At 36.2% G+C, this 25,649-nt stretch carries 22 protein-coding genes; 16 read left to right on the forward strand and 6 right to left on the reverse strand.

All coding sequences use genetic code 11. The features are described 5' to 3' along the window. Positions 1–86: 86 nt before the first annotated feature. Together PATL70BA_RS15315 and PATL70BA_RS15320 are read right to left on the reverse strand one after the other, a co-directional pair. Entirely contained in the window at positions 87–803 is a 717-nt protein-coding gene (locus PATL70BA_RS15315; RefSeq protein WP_125138197.1) for a lysophospholipid acyltransferase family protein, read from the reverse strand. Positions 804–823: 20 nt separating this feature from the next. After that, positions 824–1,855 carry a GGDEF domain-containing protein gene (locus tag PATL70BA_RS15320; RefSeq protein ID WP_125138198.1) on the reverse strand — a complete coding sequence of 344 codons (1,032 nt, stop codon included), beginning with the start codon at positions 1,853–1,855 and terminating at the stop codon, positions 824–826. A gap of 227 nt (positions 1,856–2,082) precedes the next feature. Here PATL70BA_RS15320 and PATL70BA_RS15325 point away from each other — a divergent pair, with 227 nt between their 5' ends. Beyond that, positions 2,083–2,802, forward strand: coding sequence for a DUF554 domain-containing protein (locus PATL70BA_RS15325; RefSeq protein WP_330510055.1), 720 nt, complete (start codon positions 2,083–2,085; stop codon positions 2,800–2,802). Positions 2,803–2,830: 28 nt separating this feature from the next. Here the strand turns inward: PATL70BA_RS15325 and PATL70BA_RS15330 are convergent, their stop codons facing one another. Continuing rightward, positions 2,831–3,637 carry a hypothetical protein gene (locus tag PATL70BA_RS15330; protein WP_125138199.1) on the reverse strand — a complete coding sequence of 269 codons (807 nt, stop codon included), beginning with the start codon at positions 3,635–3,637 and terminating at the stop codon, positions 2,831–2,833. Positions 3,638–4,047: 410 nt separating this feature from the next. On the opposite strand from PATL70BA_RS15330, the gene PATL70BA_RS15335 reads away from it, so the two are divergent. Further along, the gene (locus PATL70BA_RS15335; RefSeq protein ID WP_125138200.1) at positions 4,048–4,827 is read left to right on the forward strand and encodes a cell wall hydrolase; all 780 of its coding nucleotides are present in this window, start codon (positions 4,048–4,050) and stop codon (positions 4,825–4,827) included. A gap of 146 nt (positions 4,828–4,973) precedes the next feature. Further along, positions 4,974–6,464 carry a threonine synthase gene (gene thrC / locus PATL70BA_RS15340; protein ID WP_125138201.1) on the forward strand — a complete coding sequence of 497 codons (1,491 nt, stop codon included), beginning with the start codon at positions 4,974–4,976 and terminating at the stop codon, positions 6,462–6,464. A 141-nt stretch (positions 6,465–6,605) separates the two neighbouring features. On the opposite strand, the gene PATL70BA_RS15345 is transcribed toward thrC, so the two are convergent. Next, on the reverse strand, positions 6,606–7,508 hold the full coding sequence (locus PATL70BA_RS15345; RefSeq protein ID WP_243115932.1) for a cation diffusion facilitator family transporter: 903 nt from the start codon (positions 7,506–7,508) through the stop codon (positions 6,606–6,608). 223 nt (positions 7,509–7,731) lie between these two features. Between PATL70BA_RS15345 and PATL70BA_RS15350 the strand changes: the two genes are divergently transcribed. Beyond that, the gene (locus PATL70BA_RS15350) at positions 7,732–8,847 is read left to right on the forward strand and encodes an HD-GYP domain-containing protein (protein ID WP_125138203.1); all 1,116 of its coding nucleotides are present in this window, start codon (positions 7,732–7,734) and stop codon (positions 8,845–8,847) included. Positions 8,848–8,930: 83 nt separating this feature from the next. Here the strand turns inward: PATL70BA_RS15350 and PATL70BA_RS15355 are convergent, their stop codons facing one another. Beyond that, positions 8,931–10,166: a 6-phosphofructokinase gene (locus PATL70BA_RS15355; protein ID WP_125138204.1), complete on the reverse strand. Its 1,236-nt coding sequence runs from the start codon at positions 10,164–10,166 to the stop codon at positions 8,931–8,933. Between the two features lie 220 nt (positions 10,167–10,386). Between PATL70BA_RS15355 and PATL70BA_RS15360 the strand changes: the two genes are divergently transcribed. From PATL70BA_RS15360 to PATL70BA_RS16840, 11 genes are all read left to right on the forward strand, one after another. Continuing rightward, a complete protein-coding gene (locus tag PATL70BA_RS15360; RefSeq protein ID WP_125138205.1) occupies positions 10,387–10,938 on the forward strand; it encodes a hypothetical protein in 552 nt (183 codons plus the stop codon). Between the two features lie 8 nt (positions 10,939–10,946). Then, positions 10,947–11,636 carry a response regulator transcription factor gene (locus PATL70BA_RS15365; protein WP_125138206.1) on the forward strand — a complete coding sequence of 230 codons (690 nt, stop codon included), beginning with the start codon at positions 10,947–10,949 and terminating at the stop codon, positions 11,634–11,636. Next, the gene (locus PATL70BA_RS15370; protein WP_125138207.1) at positions 11,626–13,131 is read left to right on the forward strand and encodes a sensor histidine kinase; all 1,506 of its coding nucleotides are present in this window, start codon (positions 11,626–11,628) and stop codon (positions 13,129–13,131) included. Before PATL70BA_RS15365 ends, PATL70BA_RS15370 begins: the two co-directional genes overlap by 11 nt. 26 nt (positions 13,132–13,157) lie before the next feature. After that, a complete protein-coding gene (locus tag PATL70BA_RS15375) occupies positions 13,158–14,117 on the forward strand; it encodes a D-2-hydroxyacid dehydrogenase (protein ID WP_125138208.1) in 960 nt (319 codons plus the stop codon). Positions 14,118–14,195: 78 nt separating this feature from the next. Continuing rightward, positions 14,196–15,041, forward strand: a complete 846-nt coding sequence (locus PATL70BA_RS15380; protein ID WP_172596288.1) for a DegV family protein — start codon at positions 14,196–14,198, stop codon at positions 15,039–15,041. A 108-nt stretch (positions 15,042–15,149) separates the two neighbouring features. After that, the gene (locus PATL70BA_RS15385) at positions 15,150–15,860 is read left to right on the forward strand and encodes a hypothetical protein (protein WP_125138210.1); all 711 of its coding nucleotides are present in this window, start codon (positions 15,150–15,152) and stop codon (positions 15,858–15,860) included. Positions 15,861–15,914: 54 nt separating this feature from the next. Then, positions 15,915–18,326, forward strand: coding sequence for a leucine--tRNA ligase (gene leuS, locus PATL70BA_RS15390; RefSeq protein ID WP_125138211.1), 2,412 nt, complete (start codon positions 15,915–15,917; stop codon positions 18,324–18,326). 615 nt (positions 18,327–18,941) lie between these two features. Next, positions 18,942–20,324: a beta/alpha barrel domain-containing protein gene (locus PATL70BA_RS15395; protein ID WP_125138212.1), complete on the forward strand. Its 1,383-nt coding sequence runs from the start codon at positions 18,942–18,944 to the stop codon at positions 20,322–20,324. Between the two features lie 71 nt (positions 20,325–20,395). Beyond that, a complete protein-coding gene (locus PATL70BA_RS15400) occupies positions 20,396–21,541 on the forward strand; it encodes an isocitrate/isopropylmalate family dehydrogenase (RefSeq protein ID WP_125138213.1) in 1,146 nt (381 codons plus the stop codon). 26 nt (positions 21,542–21,567) lie between these two features. Further along, positions 21,568–22,266 carry a GntR family transcriptional regulator gene (locus PATL70BA_RS15405; RefSeq protein ID WP_125138214.1) on the forward strand — a complete coding sequence of 233 codons (699 nt, stop codon included), beginning with the start codon at positions 21,568–21,570 and terminating at the stop codon, positions 22,264–22,266. Positions 22,267–22,405: 139 nt separating this feature from the next. Continuing rightward, entirely contained in the window at positions 22,406–22,528 is a 123-nt protein-coding gene (locus PATL70BA_RS16840) for a hypothetical protein (protein ID WP_279233197.1), read from the forward strand. A 343-nt stretch (positions 22,529–22,871) separates the two neighbouring features. Here PATL70BA_RS16840 and PATL70BA_RS15410 read toward each other — a convergent pair whose 3' ends face one another. Then, a complete protein-coding gene (locus PATL70BA_RS15410; protein ID WP_125138215.1) occupies positions 22,872–24,794 on the reverse strand; it encodes an ABC-F family ATP-binding cassette domain-containing protein in 1,923 nt (640 codons plus the stop codon). A 169-nt stretch (positions 24,795–24,963) separates the two neighbouring features. On the opposite strand from PATL70BA_RS15410, the gene PATL70BA_RS15415 reads away from it, so the two are divergent. Next, positions 24,964–25,596 (forward strand): redox-sensing transcriptional repressor Rex, encoded by a 633-nt coding sequence (locus PATL70BA_RS15415; protein WP_125138216.1) that lies wholly within the window; start codon positions 24,964–24,966, stop codon positions 25,594–25,596. The last annotated feature ends 53 nt before the right edge of the window (positions 25,597–25,649 follow it).

The following is a 25,649-nucleotide window of genomic DNA, read 5'->3' on the forward strand; positions in this document are numbered from 1 at the left end:
GAGCTAGCCATATATTATAAAATTAACAAGAAAAGAAGCGCCAATCCGCTATAAGTGGATTGGCGCTTTTATTTAATTCTCTATTATTATTGTAAAGCTGCGATTGGTGCCATTATAATATCACGAACAGTTTCAGATAGATTATCTTGTTCTTCTTTGCTTAATAGATGAGGATAGATTGGATCATGAACAATGATACGTACATGATCTTTTGTGATGGCTTTTTTTGCTTCATACATCTTAAAAGAACCATCTATGGTAATTGGAACGATCGGGACACCAGCTTTAATGCCAAGCTTCAGACTGCCTTTTCGAAACTCAGCCATCGTGTAGCTCTTTGAACGTGTCCCTTCAGGGAAGATAACCAATGTTTTACCGTTTTTTAAGTCCTCAATACCTTGTAATATGACTTTTAAAGACTGTTTTAAGTTACCACGGTCCAAGAAAAGACAACCCATGACACGCATCCAATGACTTATAAGCGGTACTTTTGACAATTCGATTTTTGCCACATAAGCCTTAGGTTTTGGTAGATATCCAAGTAACAAAGGAATATCATAGTAGCTTTGGTGGTTGCTGACATATAGAACGTTTCCTTGTGGTAGCTTATATGAATCCACCAATTCGACTTTACTTGATGAGAGAGCAACCATTAAACGACCCCACGATGCTGTCATCTTATGAAGATAATTGTATTGATACTGTTTACCGAATAGACCGATAAAGAGATACCAAAGATAAGCAAATCCGGAAAGAAGAAGGTATGAAACAAGTACAAAATAAAAAAAGTAAGTTCTAATCATGTTGTCCTCCAATAAAGTAGTTAAGTATTTGTTCGATGCTGTGATAAATCTATTTCTGCTTCTTTAATGACTTCTATCAGAGTATTATAATCAAAGTTTGCCCTGCCGACAAGTAGAGACAGATCACTTTCTTCATATTGGGTGAGCAATTCTTCGAAAGCATTCTGGATGCGTAATAAAAATACATTGACTTGACTTATATCCGTATGACTTAAAAGCAGTAGAAAGGTATTACCGCTAAAGCGAAAACACAAGTCATTGGATCTTGTATTATTTCTCATAAGATCAGCAAGTGTCTTAATGAATGCATCACCAGCTAAAATACCGTTTTTCTGATTGAATACTTTGAAGTTTTCGAGTTCAATCATTATTAAGGTGTATTTATTCTGTTGACCATGTTGTGCTTCAAATACCGCTTGGAGTTGTTTGAGACCATATGTTCGGCTGTATAGACCGGTTAATTCATCATATATACTTTTTCGATCATATTTTCTCGTGACTTCAAAATAATTAAAAATCATCATTACAATAACAGTTAATAATAACAGTGCAATAACTGAATATCTTAGAAAGGTCATTAAGTAGCTTGAAAGGCTAGTATAGGTTATTGTGAAAGATAAGGGCCACCTAACTTTAATATACATAAGTAAAACTGCAAAGATTAGAAATAAAATGGGTATTATAAACTCACGTCGGTATTCAACCAATAAGAAAGTTATAATTAAAAATAGGATGCTTGTGTATGGCATAGTTTTGAAGGCATTGGAAGAGGTCATCCATGCAACAGGGAAATAAATAAAATCCAAGAAAATAATAAAGAAAATTTTAATATAGTGAGGGTGCTTTGTGGTGTTAAGTAGGATGAAACAAGTGGCGCAAAACAAAATGAAACCAATTGAGATGACGGTAGCAAGAGGATCATAGCCTGAAAAAATGCCCAAAAGTAGAACTATAAAACCAAGAATTGAAAAGGCAACAAGGAGAAAACGAAGGGCAACATACTGAATTTTTTCGTCTTTCTTATGATCTAAAAAGGAATAGACCAAATTCATATTATCAAACCCCCTGTATCTATCTATTAAATAACTTCTTAATTAAACATTTATTACCATTATGGTATAAGATTAAAACGAAGTATCTCTATATCTCATTATATCATACAATAAAAAAGCTGCCTATCTCAAATGGCTGATGTGTAGTTGAAAACTTGTTGGCTATTATGTGTGATTGTGTGTATAATAGTGTAAGAATAAAGATGGGAATAATGAAGAGAAGGAGAATGAAGATGTTAGGAACTTATGTAAACGCAGGCGTCATACTACTAGGAAGCATAATAGGTATCTTAGTAAAAAATGGGCTTAAAGATCGATATAAATGGATAGTAATGCATGGCGTTGGCTTGTCTGTTATGTTTATTGGTATTGCAACAACGTTAAACGGTATGATGAATGGAGGAGAACCGATACTATTTATTATCAGCTTGGTGCTTGGTGGTATCTTTGGTGAGTGGGTCAATATTGAGAAAAGACTGGAGCAACTGGGCCTTTTTTTACAGAGTAAAGTCGGTAACGGTGAGCATAATATTGCTCAAGGCTTTGTCACGGCAAGTCTTTTGTTTTGTGTTGGAACGATGGCCATCCTAGGGTCACTTGAGAGTGGGCTTAGAGGCAATCATGATATGCTATATGCCAAATCCGTATTAGACGGTGTTACCTCGATTATTCTAACATCATCTCTTGGCATTGGTGTTATTTTTTCATCGGTATCCGTATTACTCTATCAAGGTGCTATTGTTATATTTGCATCCCGTCTTGAACCTGTGTTAACAGGAGAAGTGATACGAGAGATTTCCATTATTGGTGGTATATTAATTTTTAGTCTGGGGCTTAGCCTTTTAGAAATAAAAAAAGTTAAAACAGCCAATTTGCTACCTGCAATACTAATTCCACCAATTTATTTCATGCTAATCTTACCTCTAATAGAGATGCTATTTGCTTAATATAGAAGAAATACAACAGATTATGAAACTAATTCGTACTGGACTTTTTTAAGTCCAGTATTTTATTGCTGATTTTTACCTTTTTATAAATGGCTGCATAGGTTTCTTGATTCATATCAGCGATATAATTTTTGGGAAAATCTTTTTGAATAATACCATTTTTGTGAAGATAATCAATAGCCTTGTTATAGGCAATAGCGGCGGTTGCACTATCCTTATAACGTCCAATTACGTAGTTCCCATGAATATTCAGGGTGGACTTGTAAATAGGTGCGACTAAAGAGCGCTCAAGTATAACGCCGTAATAAGGATTAATGACCTGTATGTTATCATACCTTAGGTTATGTATATCGCCATCTACAAAACGATGGTCACGGCCTAAGACACTGTGATTTTTAACACCATAACGGCTCATGATATTGACTTGCATACCGTAGTCGTTCACAAAGTAATATCCTTTGCGTTTATGTATCTTATGATTGGCATAATAAAAAAGATCTTGAATATCAAAGATAAGCTCTTCAGTATATGAAATAAAATAGGAAAAATAGTTTTTATGCATATAAATGGGTGTAGAAAAATAGTAGTGGTGATCTCTATAGTTCATAAGCACTACCCATTTATCAAAAGCCAAACACATATGATCTTCATAATCATAAATAGTCAGTTGAGGCGAGCTAATAATTTTTTTAGCAAGAAGATACCCATTATGGGCTAAAATTGAAGATTCAAAACTGCCGAGACTAATATGACGGCCATCATAAGTTATGGAAGAACGGTAATATTTTTGACCATTTTTTTTAACACTTTCATAAACACCTGGTAAAGATTGCATAGGCTAACTCCTTAAAATATGGGTTAAATGCATTATAACATACTTTGATAAAGTTATTGTTTGGACATATAAAAGACATACTTTAGTGTCATAATGACGTACTTCATATAAAAAAGACCTTTATTTATATTTTGTGAATGGTTTTATTGCGTTATATTTTGAAGACAAATTTAACAAAAATAAGAAAACCTATGTAAAATATACCAAAAAAACTTGAAAAATGCCACTAAAACATTGTATTTGCACAATTGAAATAACTGAATATTCTGAAATATACAGGATAACCACCAAATCGACCGCTGTGATATTGACTATCAAAGTAGGGTCACCTATAATTCAGTAGTCACATCAATATTAACCTGCTGACACTATTATTTCGATTAATAAGAGAAGTACAAAAGGAGTCTATTATGTTTAAACTGAAACATCTATTTGAAAGCATGTGGTTTGGCCACAAAAGTATTTCAAAGAAAGTATACACAACTGGCCTTATGATTTTTTCTGGTGTATTTGTGATTGCTGTTGTGATGTTAAGTGTTAATGGATTTGCGAAGACTAAAACAATCGATCATATCGTTCTGTATGAGACAGAAGATGATGATCAGAGTGAAAATAGGATTGAAGAAACAACAACTGTTGCTGAAGCTTCAGATGAATCCTCGTACGACACCTTCGCAAGGTCCAATGACAATGACACATTACAGCTAGATAATGAAGAAGCTGTCACCCTTGCAAAAGAAGATGAACAAGACCGAGTATTTAAAACAGCGACGGAAAATTTAGAAGAAAGTCAAATCAATTTATTGAACTTGAAGGATTATACGGCCTTGGTAAGGATCGTTGAAGCAGAGGCCACCAATGAAGATTTGAAAGGGAAAATTCTTGTAGCAAATACGGTTATGAACAGAGTTAAAAGCAGAAGATTCCCAAATACCATTTATGAAGTGGTTCATCAGAGAACAGGAAATAGAGCGCAGTTTTCACCTATTGATGATGGTAGATATTATAAGGTGACAATTAAAGATTCTACAATCAAAGCAGTTGAACAGGCACTTAAGGGTGTTGATTATTCTAACGGTGCGATGTTTTTTGTTTCCAAGTCATTGGCAAGTGAGAATGCTAGTAGTTGGTTTGATGACAACTTGACGTTTCTATTTCAACATGGTGGTCATCATTTTTATAAATATTAGATAAAATATAAACAAGATATTCATAGGCCACTATGGATATTTTTTTATAATTATAAGCACATATGTCCGCAAGAGACATACAATTGTCTTTTTGGATTAAATGTGATATAATCACTAAAAAATGAAATAAGGATGGATGATTAGAAATGGATAAGCTTTTATATAAGAGCACAAGAGGACTTGAAAGGGATGTTTCAGCATCATATGCAATAGTCAAAGGATTAGCCAAAGACGGTGGTTTGTATGTACCTTCATATATCCCACAGATGAATAAATCCATGACAGAATTATCGGAAATGAATTATCAGGATTTGGCCTATGAAGTGATGTCACTTTACTATCAAGATTTTACAGAAGAAGAGCTAAGAGCTTGTATTCATCAAGCCTATGATCATAAATTCGATACAGATGCCATTGCGCCCACAATAAAAGTGGGGGATGTATATATGCTGGAATTATTCCATGGTTCAACGATAGCATTTAAAGATATGGCCTTATCCATATTGCCATATCTGATGAAGACAGCCGCTAAAAAAATAGGCATTGAAAAAGAAATCGTTATTCTAACTGCGACATCCGGTGATACGGGTAAGGCAGCTTTGGCTGGTTTTGCAGATGTTGAAGATACTAAAATAATAGTTTTCTATCCCAAAGATGGCGTAAGCCCGATTCAAAAGAAGCAGATGGTGACACAAAAGGGTGATAATACCTTCGTAGTTGGTATAGAAGGCAACTTTGATGATGCTCAAAATGGTGTTAAGCGTATTTTCTCAGATCTAGATTTTAATAAAGCTTTGGAGCGTGGTGGTTTTCAATTTTCATCCGCAAATTCTATTAATATTGGACGGCTTATACCACAGATTGCATACTATTTTTATACCTATGCAACCCTTATAAAGCAAAAAGAAATTCTAGACGGTGAAACCATCAATGTGGCTGTCCCAACAGGTAACTTTGGAAATATTCTAGCGGCCTATTATGCTAAAGCAATGGGTCTACCACTGGGTAAATTGATTTGTGCTTCTAATGATAACAAAGTACTTTTTGATTTTATTAGAACTGGTAAGTATGACCGCCAAAGACCATTCATACTTACCATGTCTCCATCCATGGATATCTTGATTTCAAGTAATTTGGAAAGACTCATCTATGAAATTGCAGGTGCAGATTCAACGGCAACAAAGGACTTAATGGAGGATCTAACGTCAAAAGGATTTTATGAAGTGACGGATCGTATGAAAGCGGGCTTGTCTGAATTTTATGGGAATTACGCAAATCAGTTAGAGACCCAACAGACCATAAAAAAAGTTTTTGAGAAAAACCATTACCTCATGGACCCTCATACAGCCGTAGGCTATGCGGTCTATGAGAAATATGTAGAAGATAGTGGTGACACCACAAAAACGGTTGTTGTCTCAACAGCCAGTCCTTACAAGTTCACGAAAAGCACTATGATTTCACTTGATCAAGAGTATGGTCAGATTGATGATTTTGAACTGATTGATAGAATGAGAGAAAAAACCGGTGTAGAGATACCGGAGGCGATTCATGAAATATTAGAAGCGAGTATTCGACATAACACCATCTGTAAACATGATGAGATGGCAAGTGTTATTAAGAAATTCCTACAAATATAAGCACGATACCTTCAATGTATATATATATATATATATAAATTAAGGCACGATACCTTCAATATATATATATATATAAATATAAATTAAAGCCATGAGCTGTCATAGGACAATCCATGGCTTTTTATATTTTAGGATTTTTTCTTATGACATACGTTCTGGATGATATTGTGCAGGATTGACATGTACTACGACTTCTTCAATATTATCCATTGATTCTAGCTTTTGTCGGACTTCACTGGCGATTTCATGTCCTTTGTAAACCGTTAGATTGGCATCGATGGATATTTTGACAATGAGAAGAAAGTGTAAACCGACAGGCTTGGCTGAGATGGCGTCTATATGGTCAACACCTTCAATGGCCTTGATAATATCTGAAAACTGTTTCATCAGCATGTTATCAATACTGGTATCCATAAGAACATTGTAAGCGCCTGTGAAGATCTTAAAGCCAGTAAAAGCAATCCAGAATGAAATGAGCATACCGCCAATACTATCAATAAAATAGAGTTCGAAATAGCCGGATAAAATACTAAGTAGTGTTAAGAGCGTGATAAAGATATCATTGCGATGATCTTCAGCATTAGCATGGGCCAAAAGACTGTTATGTATTTTACCGACACGTCTTGCAAAATAAAAAAGAATAGACTTGATGATGATGGTTGATAAACCAACGAATATGAGCCAAATTGAATAAGTGAATTCGGATCCGTAAATCAAAGTATTTAAGGATGAACGAAATATTGAAAAAGCTACAAGTAGTAAAGAAAAGCTTATAATCATACTGAAAATGTACTCAGCTTTCCCATGACCGTATGGGTGATCATCGTCTATGGGTTTGGCAGAAATGTGATTACCGATATAGGTCATAACAGAAGCAAAGACATCACCAGCACTGTTGAGACCATCAGCAATCATAGACTGACTTCTAGTGGCAAATCCTACGATGAGTTTTGATGCTAGAAGGGCTATATTGCCAATCAAGCCATAAATGGCTACTTCATTTATCTTTTTGTGTCTAGACATGTCTTCACCTTTTCTATCCATAATATGTGTTAAAGTTTACCATGATTAGAAACATTGTTCAAGGTTTTAGGCGTTTCCTTTCTGTTTAATCAAAACTAGTTAGAATGAAGTGTTGAAATAATAAGCATTCTCATATATAATACATAGGTAGCAGAGATGTTAATAATCTCCAAGTAGATGGTGTTATGACATATTTTATTGTAAATATTGTTGACTAGAACATCAATATTGTAAGGAGTTCAAGATGAGATTTGTTCCGGTTTCAGGACTTGTTGAAGGCATGGTTTGTGGCAGAAAATTATACGATGTCAATCACCAGTTGCTCCTTAACAGCAACAGTATTATACATAGGTCCTATATAGAGCGTATTAAAAGCCTTGGTTATCAAGGTATATATATTGAAGATGAAATGTCAAAAGACATTATGCTTAAGGACGTCATAAGTGACGAACTAAGAATGTCTGCAATTAAAGCCGTTAAGGATATTTGTATTTATGCCAGTCAATCAAAAAGTGATCCTAAAAAATTAGTTGATAAAGTCAATCATACAAAAATCCTTATTTCAAACATCGTGGAGCAGGTTCTTGAGAATAAAGATACCATGGTCAATTTAATTGATTTGAAGTTTTATGATGATTATACTTTTTTTCATTCTGTGAATGTAGCGGTATTATCTATTTTAGTAGGTGTTGAATACGGATTAAATAAAGCGGATTTATTTAATGTTGGACTCGCATCTATTTTACATGATATTGGTAAGATGTTTGTTGATAAAGATATTCTTAACAAGCCAGGAAAATTAACAGAAGAAGAATATGAAGCAGTAAAACAACATCCAACTTTTGGCTTTAACTATCTAAAAGAGTCTTATGATATACCTACAAGTGTTTATGTCTCAGTGCTTCAGCATCATGAAAGATACGACGGTAAGGGCTATCCGATGCAGAAATCCAAAGATCAAATATCTATAATTGCACGTATCATAGGTGTGGCGGATGTATATGATGCTTTGACTTCTTCACGACCTTATAGAGAAGCGTTGTTACCTTCAGAAGCGATGGAGTTCATTATGGCCAATGGAGGTAGTATGTTTGACCTTGAGATTACAAAAATATTTGCAAAAAAAGTAGCACCTTTTCCGGTGGGTACCTATGTGATTCTAAGCAATGGTTTGACGGGTATCGTGGCTTCTAATCATGAGGATGCTTGCATGCGTCCGGAGGTAAAAATTATCATGAATGCAAATCAAGAAGTGATTGTACCCTATATACTTGATTTGAGACTTAATAGATCCTTGAGATCCGTTACCATAACAGGCATTAACAGCTTAATGAAAGCAAAAGAAGTAAAGGAAGCTTAATGTCGTATTAGAGTAATATTTATAAAAGAAAAGGCCTAACTCCTAGGAGTTAGGCCTTAATCACTTATAAAAGTAAAAGGTGGTTAACGGTTTTTAAGATGTTGAATATCCATGTAATTAGGTAACCCGTTCTTGTAGGTAAGAGGTGTTTCACCTTCTATAAGCGGTCTGGCATAATTAATAAAATCAGATGTAACATCATCACCGCTAGCACTGATATAATGTTTTGGGACTTCTTTCTCGTGATTGGCCACTAAACCGACATCTACAGGTTGAATATCGACTTCATAGGATGCTACATTTAATCTTCTGATGGCCATCATTTTACCGGTTAATCCTCTAACGGCTGATTCAACGGCTGCTTTTCCAACGGCTACGGCTTCTTGAATATCTGTATTTGACCCGATATGACCGGCTGCTCTTTGGAGGACACTGAGCTCAACAGAACGTACTTTGCAACCCAGTTGATCTGCTAACATATATTCTAGTGTCTTACCAACACCACTCAGTTTGGCATGGCCAAAAGCGTCATTTGTTCCGGAAACGGAAGCGGCGACATAGTTACCTTCCTTGTCTTTTATACCTTCTGAAACAGCAACGATAATATTTTTTCGACTTTTTTGTAGTGTCTTTATACGTTCGATGAATTGTTTTACATCAAAAGCCGTTTCAGGAAGATAGATTAGATCCGGTGCACTGCTATAGGTTGTACGAGCCAGAGCGGAAGCAGCTGTCAACCATCCGGCATTACGTCCCATTATTTCTACTATGGTGACAGATTCAAGATCGTATATATACGTATCGTGAGCAATCTCAAGCATAGTAGTAGCCACATACTTAGCTGCAGAACCAAAGCCGGGAGTATGGTCTGTTTCCACCAAATCATTGTCGATGGTTTTTGGAATACCTATGATTTTCACATCAATATGATGTTCAGTTGCGTACTTGGAAAGCTTAGAAACGGTATCCATTGAGTCATTGCCACCAATATATAAGAAATATCCAATAGATTTTTCTTTGAAAAAACTAAAAATTTTCTCGTAGGGTTCAGCGGCCTTAGAATAATCTGGTAATTTGAAACGGCAGGACCCTAGGTACATAGCTGGTGTATATCTCAGTTGCTGCAGAGATTCAGGTTTATGCGCGAAGAGCTCTGTCAGATTCAACGTATGATCTTCTAAAACACCGGCAATACCATTTAAGGCTCCATATATTGTATCGATTTCTGGATGCATAAGTGCAGCTTCAATGACACCGCAAAGAGATGCGTTAATGGCGGCAGTTGGACCACCGGATTGAGCGACAATACAGTTTGACATGTTTTTCCTCCTGAAGGGCTTGATTAAGGGTTTTTTGTCTCGGATTTTCATTCTTATACTACCTTAGGTAGTTGCAAAAATCAAGATAAAGACAAAGAAAGAACAAATGCTTTTTAATGTGATTTTAATGTTGTACTAAAGCACAAGTAATACTATACTGTTACTATAGGACTATAAGATGATAAGACCTTGTATATGAAGGTCCGAGGAAGTGATAACTATGAAAATTACCAGTGAGGATATCAAGGCTGTACAAAGTCGTATGGACGTAACCTATGAGGAAGCCGAACGCTATTTGCTCAAAGCAAATGGTGATATAGAACTTGCCATATACTTGATTGGCGAAAAAAAAGGATCCAATCTCTCCAAATTCATGACGGAATTAAACCGTATTGCAAAAGAGTTGATGACCTATTATGTCAGAATCGATAGAAAAAAAGAGATTCTATTGAACCTACCTTTGATTATGATTGTATTATTCTTAGTCTTTCTGGAAGTAGAAACAAAAATCTGGGTTTTGGTCATTGGTATCGGTGCTATATTAATAAGCGAGAGTCAAGTAACCATCTACAAACGGGTAAAAGATTCTGATAGTATTATAAGTCAACCCAAAGAGCCTCTAAAAGAGGATGAACCCCTATCACGGAATGAAAAGCAGGAAGCTAAAGACTTGGAACAAATGGATGCATCAACAAAATCAACGAGCAAGTCTGTGGACCATGCAGAAATTAATAAAGATGACGATTACTATGAAGTGACCATAGAGAAATAGGGAGATGTATGAAAGAGAAAATATTGGTTGTAGAAGATGAAATCAAGATAGCAAGATTTATTGAATTAGAACTTAAATATGAAGGCTATGATGTGATTGTTGCCAGTGATGGTAGAATGGGATTGGAAATGTTTAATGAAGGTGGGGCAGACCTTGTCTTGCTGGATTTGATGTTGCCAAGACTTAGCGGTATAGAAGTATGTCGAAGGATCAGACAGGCCGACGCTAATATTCCAATCATCATGTTGACGGCCAAAGATGATGTTTCTGATAAGGTCATGGGACTGGATATGGGTGCAGATGACTACATGACCAAACCTTTTGAGATTGAAGAGCTCTTGGCTAGGATGCGTGTAGCATTAAAGCGTAAAGATAGCCCCAAGGAAAACAATGGACTAAAAGCCCTAACATATAAAGGACTGGTTATAAATGAACTTAAAAGAGAAGTCATGTTTAAAGAGGATGTAATAGAACTCACAAAAAAAGAATATGAACTTTTAAAATATTTACTTGAAAACAAAAATATTGCTTTGGACCGGGAAAAGATACTTGAAAAAGTATGGGGTTACGATTATTATGGTGATACAAATGTTATTGATGTCTATGTTCGATATTTGAGAGCTAAGATTGATCAGAAATACGATGTTGAGATCATAAAGACGGTTAGAGGCATTGGGTATATTATTAATGAAGCATAACAAGGAGGATATTAAGCAACGTCCTAAAAAAGCGTTGCTTTTTCCTGTGGGCTTATTTAAAGAAATAAGACATGTGTTTAAATATATATACCTAAGCTTAACTTTGTCCATGCGCAAGAAAATCTCTTTTGACTATGGGATCCTGTACTGGGTGGCAACCATCGTTACAACGTTTATTGTACTTGTGGGTTTCAGTTTTTATGATATACAACAAAGGAGTATAGAAATAGTGGATGGTGTTTTTGAAATGGTTGTTCCCTTTGAAATGGGGGTATATAACATGGATGCCTTGACCTTTCAACTGGAATCTATTTCTTCAGAAAATGACGTAGGTGTCCAGGTACTTATGTCCAGGCAGGACAGGGAAGACGTTGGTTATACGATTACCAGTACCACTTATAGTGCATCCTTATATCGCCTGTCATACATAGATAGGATACCCTTACTTTTTAATGAGGGTTTGTTTATCCGGTCGGCCAACCGATATTACAAGATCAATGATTATCATACGGTAGACTATGAGATTACGACCATTCATAATATAAAATCTATGAATAAGACCCGATTAGTCTTAGGTGGTTTACTTCTATTTGGTCAATTGTCCGGTTTTATTTTTATGTCAATTATTGGGTCCATTCGTTTAAAGCAAGTTTTTAAACCGATTTTCACAATGACCAAAGCAGCAGAAAAAATATCGATTAATGATGTTGAAGGGAATCTGGATGTATCAAGAGCGAAATATGAACTAAAAGACCTTGCATTGACTTTTAATGATATGCTTGATCGTATTCGCTCAGACTATGATAAGCAAAAAAGATTCGTGTCGGATGTTTCTCATGAACTTAGAACACCAATTTCTATCGTAAACGGCTATGTTAGAATGTTGGACAGGTGGGGGAAAGAAGATGAAGCTATACTTGAAGAAGCCATAGAGGCTATTAAGAGTGAATCAAAAAATATGCAGGTTTTAGTAGAAAACTTACTAACATTGGTGCGTTCGGATAATCAAACACTCAAATTTGAAAAAGAAATATTTGATATTGGTAAGTTGGCTACAGAAATCATGAAAGATATGGAAATGGTAGACGAGGGTAGTCATACATTTATTTGTGATATTCAGATGGGTATTGATGTGTGCTTGGATTATGCTAAAATAAAACAGACATTTAGAATTTTCATTGATAATGCAATGAAATACACCCCGGATGGTGGTGAAATCACTTTCAAACTAAAACAAGAATATAGTTCGGTTATCATATCTATTATTGATACCGGTATTGGCGTTAATAAGGATGATTTACCTTATCTATTTGATCGTTTTTACAGATCGGATGAATCTAGAACAAGGCAAACAGGTGGTCATGGTCTTGGATTGTCTATCGCTAAAGCAATGATTATAGGTCAAAATGGAATGATACGCGTCAAAAGCAAAGTCCAAGAAGGAAGTGCATTTATCATTAGCTTGCCTGTGAATACATCGGAACCCTGTCTATAAATAATAAAAAATGAAGTGAGGTTTTTATGAAAATAGTTTTATTGGATCAGAAATCACTAGGAGAAAAATTAGAATTTGAGAAACTGGAATCGATGGGTTCAGTCACCTATTATGACTATACCAATCAAGAGCAGATTATAGAAAGATGTGCAGAAGCAGAAGTAGTTATAACCAACAAAGGTTATTTTGATGAATCAACCATAGAAGCATTAAAACATCTTAAGTTGATATGCATGACTGGAACTGGATATGACAAAATCGATATTCAAGCAGCAAAAAAAAGGGGTGTAGGTGTATGTAATGTTATGGATTACTGTTCAAATAGTGTTGCACAGCACACACTGGCCTTGGTTTTGCAATTGGTCAATCATATGAATTATTATAGGGACTATGTTAGGAGTGGCAAGTATATTGAAGATGATGCATTTACCCACTATGAGGTGCAAATCAATGAGATAGCCCAAATGACATGGGGTATCGTTGGTATGGGAAGTATTGGTAGTAAAGTGGCAAAGATAGCTGAAGCGATGGGCGCAAAAGTGATTTACTACTCGACAAGTGGTAAAAATCAACAAGATGCCTATGATCGGGTAAGCTTTGATGACCTGCTAGAACTTTCAGATATTATTACCATACATGCACCTTTAAATGATCAGACAAGAAACCTATTTGATGAAGGGGTTTTTGCTAAAATGAAAAAAAGTGCAATACTTGTCAATGTTGGTCGTGGTGACATCGTTAATGAAGCAGCATTGGTGTCGGCATTAAACAATCATCTTATAGCAGGTGCAGCCTTAGATGTACTTAGTATTGAACCGATGAGCAAGGAATCTAAACTTCTCCCTATGTTAAATGATGCCAGACTTATTATTACACCCCATGTGGCATGGGCCAGCATCACAGCCAGACAGAATGTTATTGATGAAGTGGCACTGAATATAGAAGCGTATGTAAAAGGCAATAAGTATCAGAGGGTAGATGTTTAAAATACTAGGACTTAGTTGATGTATCGTATGAGATATGGTATATTATCAATAGTATTCTTGAAAGAAAGAAGGTGTCCTGTGGGTATTAAGATAATTGTAGACAGCTCAGCTGATTTACCAAAGGAAATTATTGATAGATATGGTTTCATAGTTATACCTTTATCGGTTCATTTTGGTAGTCATACATATCTAGATTCAGTCGACCTTACACCAGGTATGTTTTACGAAAAGTTAATTATCTCTGGTGAGATGCCGACGACAAGTCAGATTCCACCGGAACGATTTATCACATATTTCAAAAATGAGTTGGATAACGGCCACCAAATTATTTGTATTACCTTAGGATCCAATGCCAGTGGTACTTGTCAGTCAGCCTATCTGGCGAGAGAAGAACTGAAAAAAGAAGATATCACAATTATTGATTCAAATTGCTTATGCTCAGGCGTAGCTTATATTGCTATTGAAGTAGCTCGCATGGTGGAGAGCAACAGGTCAATAGAAGAGATTCTGACGGCTATAGAACCATTGACCAACAATGGTATTGAACATCTTTTCTGTGTGGATACCCTAGAATATCTAAAAAAAGGTGGTCGCATCAAAGCAAGCAAAGCTGCAGTGGCTGAGATTCTTAATATAAAGCCGATATTGAATGTGGAAAATGCACTTACACAAATCATTCATAAAGTCCGAGGACGTAAAAAAATCATCCCCTATTATTTAGAACGGATGAAAAAAGATTTGGATTACGAGAGTGATCGAATTATGGTAGCTCATGCACAAGATTTAGAATTTGCCAAACAACTTATTGAGAAAATAAGAAGCGACTTGAATTGGGATAAAGAAATCATTGTATCAGAAGTAGGGGCTACTATAGGAACCCATGCTGGACCAGGTGTTTTGGCATGCTTTTACAAGAAAAAGTAATAAAACTTTTTGGCGTCTAATTCAGTTTAGGCGTCTTATTGTGACTTGAAGGTTAATTACAAATCAATACGTTGAACTTTCAAGGTAATGTACTTCAGGAGGATAACAATGAAGAAACAGATCATTATAGGGTTGATATTTTTACTTGTGCTTGTCGGGACGGGCTGTAAGCAATCAGTAACCGGGGATATATATACTGAAACGGATGTAACCATAAGCTCAGATACCAATGTAGAAACAAACGATTTGCAGGAACCATCATTGGTGGATGAAAATGCACAGATGGACGAGGCTACACCGGATATTGGACCTATAACGCCGGAATCCGTAAACGATCAAGAAGTTAAAGATCAACTGTTAAGTTTTCTTGAGACTTTTCATTACAATATCTTTTTTAGCCAAAGAGATATGACAGATGGGATTACGGAAAGCGATCGAACAAAATTTGCCATATCCTATATCTATCAAAATGAGTATCAAGAATTAAAATTTGACACAACAAACTTTATTCTTTATGTTCCAAAAGAAAGAGTTGAAGAGATTTCACAGAAATTCTTTGGTGAAACGGTATCGAACCATGGCTCATTTGAAGAAGAAAAAATTGTCTATGAGGATGGTTTTTATCTCATGCCTGCAATGGACACTGAATGGAATGAAAAGCCTCAAATCTATAGTGTTGAGATTGATGAGGATAATTCATATAGGGTTACCATATCGCTATACAATAGTGATCTTCAACCAACAAGAGCCTATAGGACAGTTGTAGCCGTTGAAAACAATCGATATATTCTTAAAGCGTATAGTCTAATCAAAAATTGATTGGCTAAGTATAGACAGTAAGTCTTTAATAAGACTCAATAATAGGAGGCAATTATGTCAAAATTGTATAACCATAAAACAATAGAGAATAAATGGAGAAAAAACTGGGAGACAAATCCAATCAATCTACCCAGTGAAGACAAGAAGAATTATTACTGTCTAGATATGTTTCCATATCCGTCGGGAAGCGGCTTACATGTGGGTCACTGGCGCGGTTATGTTCTTAGTGATGTTTGGAGTCGCTACAAAATTCTACAAGGGTATCATGTCTTACATCCCATGGGTTGGGATGCTTTTGGATTACCGGCTGAGAACTATGCCATCACCATGGGTGTTCATCCGGCAAAAGCAACGGCTGAAAATGTAGAAAATTTCAAGAGACAGCTGAAAGAAATCAGTGCGGTATATAATTGGGACAATGAAGTGAATACAACAGATCCCAACTTTTATAAATGGACCCAATGGATTTTTGTGCAAATGTTTAAAGAAGGTTTAGCCTATGAGAAGGAAATGCCGATTAATTGGTGTCCAAGCTGTAAGACGGGATTAGCCAATGAAGAAGTAAAAGACGGTAAATGTGACCGATGTGATTCAGAAGTAACTAAGAAAAATCTTAGACAGTGGATGCTAAAGATTACAGCATATGCAGAAAGACTATTAAATGATCTGGATGATTTGAATTGGCCCAGCAAAGTTAAAAAAATGCAATCGGATTGGATTGGCAAATCCTACGGTGCTGAAGTGGACTTTGAAGTTGAAGGTCATGATGAAAAGATAAAAGTATTTACAACAAGACCGGACACCTTATATGGAGCCACTTTTATGGTGCTTGCACCGGAACATGAGTTGGTTAAGACTTTAGCTGCGGATACACATAATCATGATGTAGAAGCATATGTATTTAATGCATCACTTAAGTCTTCTGTAGATCGTTTGCAGGAAAAGGAAAAAACAGGCGTTTTCACAGGTAACTATGCCATCAACCCATTAAACAAGAAAAAAGTACCTATCTGGATTTCGGATTATGTTCTTGCTGATTATGGAACCGGTGCGATTATGTGTGTACCGGCACATGATGAAAGAGACTTTGCATTTGCTAAAAAGTTTGATCTTCCTATAGTTCAAGTCATAGCAAAGGATGGTATAGAAGTTGATCTAGATGAAGCCTATACTGAAGTCGGCGTTATGATTAATTCTGATGCTTTTAATGGTATACCTTCGGATGAGGCAAAAGAAGTGGTTGCAAACTATTTAGAAGAAAAGAAAATCGGTGTTAAAACCACGAATTATAAACTAAGAGACTGGGTGTTTTCCAGACAACGCTATTGGGGTGAACCGATTCCAATCGTACATTGTCCGAATTGTGGACCGGTACCGGTGAAAGAAGAAGATTTACCTGTTACTTTACCGGAAGTGGAATCCTATGAGCCAACAGGAACAGGTGAATCACCACTTGCAGATATTCATGAGTGGGTGAATACAACTTGTCCCGAATGTGGCGGACCTGGTAAACGTGAGACAAATACAATGCCTCAATGGGCGGGATCATCATGGTACTTTTTACGCTATGTAGATGTAGACAACAATGATGCTTTGGTTTCAAAAGAAAAGATGAAAGCATGGCTACCGGTGGATATGTATGTCGGTGGTATTGAACATGCTGTTTTACATTTGTTATACTCAAGATTCTACACTAAGTTTCTCTATGACATTGGTGCGGTTGAATTTGAAGAGCCTTTCACTCAGCTCTTCAACCAAGGCATGATTTGTAAAAATGGTGCAAAAATGAGTAAATCCAAGGGTAATGTTGTATCGCCAGATGATTTGGTTGAAAACTATGGTTGTGACTCATTAAGGATTTACGAACTTTTCGTTGGCCCTCCGGAACTAGACTCTGAATGGGACGACCGAGGGATTGAAGGTGTTTATAGATTTATTAATAAGGTTTGGAATCTTGTTATGGATAATAAAGACCGTAAGGTTAAGGTAACGCCGGAACTTGAGAAAATAAGACATCTATTGATTCATGAGGTTACACATCGTATGGATTCATTCCATATGAACACGGTGGTATCTGCTTTTATGGAATATACCAATTCGCTGATCCATCAGTCCAAGCATAATCAGGGTGTTGATCTTGATACCTTAAAAACATTAATTACGCTTTTAGCACCTTTTGCACCTCATATGGCAGAAGAGTTATGGGAAGTAATTGGTGAAAAAGGAACGGTTTTTGAACAAACGTGGCCGGTTGCAGATCCTGAGAAAATGAAAGAAGACGAGATTGAGATGCCTGTGCAAGTTAATGGTAAGGTTAAGGCAACAATAACGATTGGTGTGGATGAGGCTAAGGATTCTGTACTCGAGAAGGCAAAGCTGGCTGTCGAGAAAGTTATTCATGGTCAATCTGTTGTCAAGGAAATCTATGTTCCGGGTAGAATCATTAATATAGTGGTTAAGGCGTAAAAACTATATAGTTGAATTTTCGCAAACAAAATATAGTTACGAATGTATCAACGTAATCTATAGGTTGTTTGTGAATTAATGAAACTTAGTTTTGACCCATAACCATAGTGGTTAAGGCGTAAAAACTATATAGTTAAATTTTCGCAAACAAAATATAGTTACGAATGTATCAACGTAATCTATAGGTTGTTTGTGAATTAATGAAACTTAGTTTTGACCCATAACCATAGTGGTTAAGGCGTAAAAGATTTCTGCTAAAATAAAAATATTTTAAAGATTAAGTGGTCTCTAAGTTAATAGCTTAGAGATCTTTTTTATGAACTTCACAGTTTCTTAACAGAATATTTACATATTATATACATTAAGATAATTAATTGGCAATAGTGTGCATAATATGTGGATAATGTGGAAAAATAAAAATAAATAGGAGAGAGTTTTTCGAAATGTCAGTTAATTTTGTCTATTTAGTTCACTATAATAAGAAAATCAATCAATGGTCGACTTGACAAAAACTGTATGATTGTATACAATAATACTAATGTTGCATATTTATAGAATAAACTGCATAGGCATGTATTTATCACACGGCTGACCAAGTATGAGTTGGAGATTTATATGATTGAATATAGTAAAAAAACCAATTTGCTTGAAAGAACTGAGTTCACTTATCCCCTGCAGGATGTTGCTGAACCTAATTTATTTAGGAATCTTTTTCCATATGATGAAGTACCAAAGATTGCTTTTAATCATCGTCATGTACCAATTAATATGCCGGAGGAAATATGGATCACAGATACAACCTTTAGAGATGGTCAACAGTCAAGAGAACCTTTTAAAACCGATCAAATTGTTAGGATCTATGATTATCTTCATCAATTAGGTGGAGAAAACGGTTTGATTAGGCAGAGTGAATTCTTTTTATATAGTAAAAAGGACAGAGATGCAGTTTATAAGTGTCTTGAACGGGGCTATTCTTTTCCGGAAGTCACCAGTTGGATTCGAGCGTCCAAGCAGGATTTTGAATTGGTTAAATCTATAGGTATTCAGGAAACTGGTGTTTTGGTAAGTTGTTCAGATTACCATATTTTTTATAAGCTGAAGATGACAAGACGTGAAGCGGTAGATCATTATCTTGGCATTATTAAGTCCTGTATTGAAATAGGCATCAAACCAAGATGCCATCTGGAGGATATTACCAGAGCGGATTTTTATGGCTTTGTGGTACCTTTTGTTAATGAACTTATGAAGTTAATGGAAGAAACAAAGATGCCTGTTAAAATCAGGGCATGTGATACTATGGGCTATGGTATTAGCTTTCCGGGGGTTGTTATGCCAAGAAGTGTTCAAGGTATCATCTATGGGCTGCATCATCATGCCGGTGTACCATCTGGTCTATTAGAATGGCATGGTCATAACGATTTTTATAGAGCCGTGCAAAATGCTTCAACAGCTTGGCTATATGGTTGCTCAGGTGTTAATGCTACAATGTTTGGTATTGGTGAAAGAACAGGGAATACGCCTATTGAAGCTATGGTCTTTGAATACGCTCAATTACGTGGCACACTTGATGGTATGGATACCAGGATTATTACAGAGATTGGTGAGTACTTTACTAAGGAACTTGGTTTTAATATGCCTTCTAGAACACCCTTTGTCGGTAAGAATTTTAATGTAACAAGGGCAGGTATTCACGCAGATGGCTTACTGAAAAATGAAGAAATCTATAATATTTTTGATACAGAAAAGTTTCTAAACAGGCCAGTGGTTGTGGCGGTAACGAAGACTTCCGGTATTTCCGGTGTGGCTCATTGGATCAACGCTTATTATGGGTTGACAGGCGATAAGATGTTAGATAAGCAACATCCTTTGGTGTTGGCGGTTAAGTCATGGGTGGATCAGGAATACGAAGAAGGTCGAGAAGTGGCCATAGCAGAAGAAGAACTGACCAGAATCATAAGTGAAAAATCAAGAGAAATGAATATTTCTTTTGTGAAATAATGTTATAATAAAGGCGGTCGTTTTCAACACGACAAATCAAACCAATTATGGCATCAAATGGAGGTAATAAAATGGATTATTTGAAACATTTTGAGACACTTGTCAACAATCAAAAAGCTAGAGTGGCTAAGATGAAGGAACAAGGTGACTTCATTGATTACAAGAGCTTAGACAAGATCATTATTGGTGTTGTCGGTGGTGACGGTATTGGTCCGGCTATTACAGCTCAATCTCAGCGTGTGCTTGAATTCTTACTTGCGGATGAAGTCAAAAAAGGTAAAGTTGAGTTTAGAGTTATTGAAGGTTTAACCATTGAAAGAAGAGCAGAAGTGAACAAAGCCATTCCGGATGAAGTATTGGCAGAACTCAAAAAATGTCATGTTATCCTTAAGGGACCAACTACGACACCAAGAGAAGGCGATCCATGGCCAAATATTGAAAGCGCTAATGTAGCCATGCGTAAAGAATTGGATCTTTTTGCTAATGTAAGACCGGTTAAAGTCCCTGAAGAGGGCATTGACTGGACATTTTTTAGAGAGAATACAGAAGGCGCATATGTACTTGGAAGTCAAGGTATTCATATCGATGAAGATATTGCTTTTGACTTTAAGGTTATTACAACTCAAGGTGCTGAAAGAATTGCACGTGCAGCTTTTGACTTTGCAAAGAAAAATGGAAAAACACGCGTTACATGTGTAACAAAAGCCAATGTTATTAAGACCTCAGATGGAAAATTCTTAAATGTGTGTAAGGAAGTTGCAAAAGACTATCCAGGTATAGAGATGGATGACTGGTATATCGATATCATGACAGCGAAGCTCATTGATAAAAACAGAAGAACTCAGTTCCAAGTTATGGTACTTCCTAATTTATACGGAGATATTTTAACAGATGAAGCTGCTGAATTTCAAGGTGGCGTAGGTACAGCCGGTTCAGCCAATATTGGTAAGAGATATGCTATGTTCGAAGCGATTCATGGATCCGCACCTAGAATGGTGGATGAAGGTAGAGATATTTATGCTGACCCATCAAGTGTTGTACGTGGTGGTGCTATGCTACTTAGTCATATCGGTTACACAAAAGAGGCAGATAAATTATTCAAGGCATTAGAGATCTGTGGTCAAACAGAAAAGAAATTGGTGATGACAGGTAGAGATACTGGTGCTACCAATGCAGATTTTGCAAATTACTTAATGGAAACCATAGAGAAGTTATAAGAAAAAATGTTTTTTGGAGGCGCGTATTGGACAGCTATAATCTTCAAGATGAAGTTAATGATAAATATTCACTAAGAGGTCGTGTTTTTCACAAGATTCGAGAAGACATCCTAAAAGGTGCGTATAAGCATAAAGAGGCCATTAAGGAACTACAGGTCGCTATGGAACTGGGTGTTAGCCGAACACCAGTCAGAGAGGCGCTAAGGCAGTTGGAACTTGAAGGTTTGGTTACGATTATACCGAACAAGGGTGCAATCGTAACGGGCATCAATGCAAAAGACATTCAAGATATTTATGCTATTCGCTCTTTAATTGAAGGCTTATGTGCAAAATGGGCGTCAGAGAATATTACGTCCAACCAAATTGACAGTTTAGAGGAAATCGTATATTTATCAGAATTTCATCTTGAAAAAGGTCACATTGATCAATTATATGAATTGGACAATAAATTCCATGAAATCCTTTACGAGTCTTCTAATAGTAAAATTATGAAGCATGTTTTATCGGATTTTCATCATTATGTGCAACGGGTTAGAAAAGCATCTTTGTCTTCTGTTGACAGGGCAAAGGCTTCGATTAAAGAGCATAAAGCTATCGTAGATGCACTTAAAACTGGTAACGGTAAGACGGCCAGCGAGCTAACCAACAAACATATCGAGAATACATCCCAAAATGTTATTGAAAAAAAGATTGCTCAGATTTTAGATATGGATCACAATCAGTAGTATTAAAAAAGGCTCTTTCACTATGAAGGAGCTTTTTTTTCTTTAAGGGTTGCATTTTTATTTCGTCTCAACTTGTCCTATGAAAACCCATCTGTGGATTAGCATCGTGGTGGGGGTCCCATGAAAACCCTTCCACTGTATGTATGACTACGGCCTCCAGTTGGTGCGTCCTGCACCAAAAGTCGGCGGACAGCTTCCTGCTGTCTTGCTTAAGTCATACACACAGTTCCAGGAACTTCATGGTCGATGTTGGCTAAAATAGTATTACTGGCTACTTTAAAGAATCATTTAGGGCCAATGAATTTAAGCCTATTAAATAACACAGATGCGGAACCGAATGAGGAAAGAAATAGCACTGATCAATCACTGTTCTACAGGGATGTAGAACGTCCTTCATTTTTACATGGATGTAAAAAAGGAAGGATGATTGAGCAGTGCTATTTGTTGACGAAATGACGACCTATTAACGAGTAAATGTGATACACAGCTTTTCCGATGACCGTACGAAGTGTAAGGCGAGGAAAAGCTGTGTGTTACATCTACGATTATAGTCTTGATTAACATTCTAGAGAATAACCTAAAATCAAAACCAATTGGTAGAATTATTACACATCTATTTCTTCCAGAGCATCGTGAAGGTGCGTCCATGTCTCGTATAACTTCTCAAGGGATGCTTCAAGAACTGACTTCTCTTCAGTGAGCCTAGTAGCCGCTTCATGGTCTGTGTATACGGCTTCTTGACACAGTTGCTGATGGATGTTCTCTATTTGATCTTCATGATTATGGATATCCAACTCAGCTTTTTCAAGAAGGTTTTCCAGTCTTCGCCTTTCAGTTTTTTTAGCTTTATCATCCAACCAGTTGGACTTGTTTTCAGTCGTTATCTCAGAAAGTGCTACTGTTTCCTCAGAAGATTTTACATCATGCTGTCTTAAGAATTCATCGTAGTTACCTAAATAAGTTTTGATTTTTTTGTCGGACAAATGCATGACTTTATGGGCGACACGATTAACAAAATAGCGATCATGAGATATAAATAGTAGGGTGCCTTGATAACCAATCAAAGCATTTTCTAAAATACTCTTAGAAATCAGATCCAAGTGGTTGGTAGGCTCGTCCAAGATTAGGAAATTAGCTTCACTTAGCATGAGTTTTACTAAGGTTAAGCGTCCTTTTTCACCACCACTTAGTTTTGAAACTTGCTTAAAAACATCATCACTTTTAAAAAGATAGGAAGCTAAGATATTGCGTATTTCCCCTTGTGTTAATGTAGGGTAGGCATCAGATATCTCATCGATTAATGTATTGTCTGAGTTTAATAATTGATGCTCTTGGTCATAGTATCCGATTTTGACTTTTGCACCGAGCTGTATCTGACCGGAATCGGCTTGCATAACCTTGTTGATGATTTTAAAAAGGGTTGATTTTCCAGACCCGTTATCTCCGATGAGGGCAATATGCTCACCTTTTTTAATCTCGAATTGGATGTGATCTAAGAGTTCTAGACGATCAAAAGACTTGCAAAGGTCTATGACTTTCATCACATCATGTCCACTTTCATATCGTGGCTTTAATTGAAGATGCATATCGGCCTGAACTTCCATGGGGCGGTCTAATCGCTCAACTTTTTCCAGTAATTTTTCCCGGCTTTCGGCACGCTTAATAGACTTTTCCCTATTAAATGACCGTAGCTTTTTAATGACATCCTCTTGCTGTTTGATGGTCTTTTGCTGTTGGTCGTAGTGTTTAACCTGAACCTCTTTTATATGAGCTTTCTTAGTCATAAAATCTGAGAAGTTACCTTGATAAACAATGGCTTCTCCCATTTCGATTTCTATGGTTTTATTTACAATTTGATCTAGGAAAAATCGATCATGGGAGATGATAAATAGCGTACCTTTGTAAGATTGTAGAAAACCTTCTAACCAACGAATAGCATCCATATCCAAGTGGTTGGTAGGTTCATCTAACATCAGACAGTCAGGGTTTAATATAAGTTCTCTTGCAAGGGCAAGTCTTGTCTTTTGTCCACCGGATAGTTTGGCGACTTCAAGTTCATAGTCATCTTGGGTGAAGCCAAGACCTTTTAAGACACCTTTAATAAAGCTTTCATATTGATAGCCATCTATAGATTCGAAAAGATGGCGTAGACCAGCGTAATCTTCATTGAGTTTATCTAATATATGGAGGTCGCCTTCATGAAGATGGATTTTCTCTTCTAAGTCGGTAAGTTCATTTTTTATATGGACCAATTGCTCGTTAGCATTATATACGTACTTATAAAGAGTCTGAGTTGAATCGGACAAGGCATTTTGCTTTAGATATCCGAAGGTCTTACCGGTTGCCTTGTAGACAGAACCTGTATCGGCTAAAAGTTCACCGGTAATGATTCTAAAAAGCGTGGTTTTACCGGCACCATTGATACCAATCAGTGCGACTTTTTCACCTTCATTGATAATGAAATTAATATCCTTAAGTAAGGTATCTACGATAAATGATTTAGAAACATTTTTACAACTTAATATCATAATTGTATCCTTTCTCTATCTGTGTTTCGACATTATCATACCATTAATTAGAATCATTGAAAAGCAAAAGGAAAGTTAAGTACAAAATAAACAATATACCAATTAGAATTGACAGTTATTTAACAAATAGCTATAATAGAATTAATAACGGAAGAATGGGGGCAACAACATGTCAGATAAGAAAATATCGACTGCAGTTATAAAGAGATTACCTAGATATTATAGATATCTTGGAGAATTACTTGAGAACGACATCGTTCGAATTTCTTCAAATGAATTAAGTCAACGTATGGGTGTGACAGCTTCTCAGATTCGACAAGACTTAAATAATTTTGGTGGTTTTGGTCAACAAGGGTATGGCTATAATGTGAATCACTTATACAAGGAAATTGCAAAGATTTTAGGTCTAGAGAATCACTATAGTGTGATTATAATAGGTTCCGGTAATCTTGGGCAAGCTTTAGCCAATTATACAGATTTTGAAAAGCGCGGTTTTGTTGTAAAAGGACTTTTTGATGTTAATCCAAGACTGGTAGGAATATCTGTAAGGGGTATGGATGTACAAGATATGGATCAACTTAAAGACTTTGTTGTAGAAAATAACATTGATATTGCCATATTAACCGTTCCAAAAACAAAAGCACCTGCTATTGCTAATGACCTATGTGAGTGGGGCATTAGAGGGATTTGGAATTTTGCACCGGTGGATTTACAGATAAGTAATTTTGATGTGGTCGTTGAAAACGTTCATCTATCAGAAAGCCTGATGACATTATCCTATCGAATTAAAGATAGTTACTAAAGGCTTGAATTGTAATACACTTGTAACATATTTAATAGTTGCTCAAGTTATAA

Source organism: Petrocella atlantisensis (genome assembly GCF_900538275.1).
In the GTDB taxonomy this organism is placed as follows: domain Bacteria; phylum Bacillota; class Clostridia; order Lachnospirales; family Vallitaleaceae; genus Petrocella; species Petrocella atlantisensis.